The 2692-nt window shown below is 39.7% G+C and carries 1 protein-coding gene and 2 pseudogenes; all 3 read left to right on the top strand.

What is annotated here, in order from left to right; all coding sequences use genetic code 11:
- Positions 1 to 1472: pseudogene (locus tag CLHUN_RS21370) on the top strand (hypothetical protein); the annotation flags it as partial.
- Positions 1472 to 2191 (top strand): hypothetical protein, encoded by a 720-nt coding sequence (locus CLHUN_RS21365; protein WP_080066705.1) that lies wholly within the window; start codon positions 1472 to 1474, stop codon positions 2189 to 2191. The pseudogene CLHUN_RS21370 and the gene CLHUN_RS21365, both read left to right, overlap by 1 nt.
- Before the next feature lie 69 nt (positions 2192 to 2260).
- Positions 2261 to 2692, top strand: a pseudogene (locus tag CLHUN_RS21360) (hypothetical protein); the annotation flags it as partial.

The raw sequence follows: 2692 nt of genomic DNA, 5'->3' as shown, positions 1-2692 counted from the left end.
CCTTTGCGGACAAGCTGTTTGACAAGATAGCAGGCTCAGGTCCCGTACAGAGTATAATGAAGCCTTTGGAAGGCCCGGTAAATTCAGTGGGAGGAATGATAGAGCAGGTAACCGACCAGGCTACGGGTGTGGTTGATAATGCGGAGCAGTCAGCAATGTCAAGCATGGGCAACGGCTCCAAGCTGCTGTCCGGCTTTGCGGGAAGCAGCGGCAGCCAGAGCGGGCAAGCAGGCAATGCCGGAGACGGCAAGGGACAGGAAAAGAACTCCGGGAAGGGCGGCCAGGAAGGCGGCAAGAGCCAGGGCGGAGGAGATTTCCTGGGCCTGTTGAAGAGCGGCGTGCATACCAGACTTATGACCTTCGGGCTTATGAATATAAAAAGGCTGGGTGCAAAGGTTATTGCGGCGGGAGCGGCCAAGGTAACAGGAGTCATAAAGAAGATGCTTACGCCAAAGGTCAAATTCAGGCTTGGTGCCGAGGAGCATGAGCTGTGGGTGGAAAAGGGCAAGAACAGAAATGTGGTAATGATGGCGAGCGGTGATGGTTCCGACATCCATATGCATGAAGAGGTTGACAAGCAAATGTCAAAAGATGTAAAATCAGAGGTGAGAGAACTTGAACAGTCTCCAGAGTCAAAGGTAACCCAGTCAAGGGTGCAGAAAGTGGCTTATGGTCTGGAGGCAGGTAGCAAAGGGGAAGGTAAGGATAGGGATGAAGTACCAGAAACATTGATTGAACATGGCGGAATAGCAGGTACACAAATGTGGGTTGAGGCGAATCCATTAACAGAAAAAGGACCTGTAGGATTTCCGCCAAAAGAAAGTTGTCCAGGTTGGGGACATGCTCAGGATCTAAACAAAGTTCAAGATTCCTGGGTTAAAGGACATCTTCTTAATCATCATTTACATGGACCCGGAGTAGCATGGAATTTAGTTCCTTTAAACAAAAAGAATAATAGTGCTATGGCAGTTGGCCCAGAAGAACTGGCTAAAAGTATGTTTAAGGAAAAAGTTCTATATTATCGGGCAGATGTACTTTTCCATTCGGGTAAGGAACCAGTAATGTATTTCCCGAAAACAATTACTATCAGCGTAGGTGAAAAAATCAACAATAAGATTATTAATAAAAAGACATATTCCTTAGATCAAGAAAAGCCGCCTGAAAGTGTTGAAAATGTCACATATAATATTAATGAAATAGGCAGAGAATTTTTGAGAGATAAATTTGGTATACCTGAAATATTTGCTAAAGAAATAATTTATGTAAGAGATAAGTATGGAAGAAAAGCTGGGGAGAATGGCAAAGGTAGGTTTGATAATTTTTATCATTTACAAGATTTAATGGATAAGTATTATACTAACAAGCTCGATACAAACACTAAGTTTACGGAGGATAAATTAAATAGTTTTGATAATAACTTAATAATTTTAGAACAGAATATTCTTAAAAATAAAAAGTTGGAGGTTAAGTGATGGATGAAATCTTTAATATTTTTAATAGCTTTTTTAATAATTTAGCAAGTTCTAAAGTAGATATTCAAGAGAGTTGGACTAACACTAGTTTTTTATCATTACCTGAAAGATTATTAAAACGAAATATTCCATTGTTATATGATAAGTGGAAAATTAACATGAAGGAAGTAGAGTTGAAATATTTTAACATTTCAGGAATATCAACTTGTTGGTCATATACAAATGAAGAAAATCAATTTATTTACGGCGGATTTCATTTTAATGGGTTTGGAGAAGCATTAATTCAAGATTCGGATTTTTGGGATTTATCAAATTCTATAAATGAGCATCAACCTGACAATAAGGAATTAGAATTTTTAAAAAAACTAAATTGGTTTGAAAAACAGTCATGGGGAGATGATGGAAGATATGGCTGCTTCTTAAGGGAAGCAGGAGATTTTCCTCCTCAAATATATTTCTATGATAATAGTGTATATTACCCTATTAATTTATCCCTTGAAGAATATTTTAAAGCAATGATTGCAAGCTGTGCGATTCGTGGATGGCAATACTTTTATATTGATATACCTGACCATTTTCCAAGTTTAATTAGGGTTAATAAGGAGATTGTATTAAAAGATGTAGAGCTTGCTGTAGAATTTCTGCCAAAGCTGTTTCCAGATAGAGATTTTTCTTATCACATTGGAAAACTAGATTATTTAAGAAGTAAATTGAAATAAAGAATAGCTTAAAAAACACATTAGACTACGGTCTTAATGGAGATATGCTCTCTGTTAAGGCCTTTTCTTATGAACAAAATGGCTGCAAACTTACTTAAAAAAGGAGTCACAGCGGCGCTGAACTTTATGGCCAAGGCTGTGGACGGCTTGTTTGCGGGAATACAGAAGCTGTATAAATCAATTATGGCAGGCATTAAGAAGTTCCTGACTATGGACTTCAGGAAGGTATTCAGTGTCCTGCTGGAAGCGGCGCAGATAGCTGCTGAAATAGCTCTGGCCTTTGCAACAGGGGGAGGCAGTGTGCTGCTCCAGATTGTGAAATGGCTGGCTACCACACTTCCGCAGTTGTTAAGAAAAGTGGGAGCAGTTATGAATTTTGTAAACACCATAAGGAGCATAAAACTGCAGGATATAAAGCAGTTCCTGGGTGCTGCCGGAATTGCCGGCTTCCTTGTGAAGGGGCTGTTTGGTGAACTCAGAGGCTTGCCTGCTGAGCCCAAG

The sequence above is a fragment of the Ruminiclostridium hungatei genome (assembly GCF_002051585.1).
Taxonomy (GTDB): Bacteria; Bacillota; Clostridia; order Acetivibrionales; family DSM-1351; genus Ruminiclostridium; species Ruminiclostridium hungatei.
Note: the sequence above shows the minus strand (reverse complement) of the source record. Positions and strands in the feature narration are given on the sequence as shown.

Coding starts and splice junctions, on each gene's coding strand:
- CLHUN_RS21365 (WP_080066705.1), top strand. CDS start 1,472: ATGGATGAAATCTTTAATATTTTTAATAGCTTTTTTAATAATTTAGCA.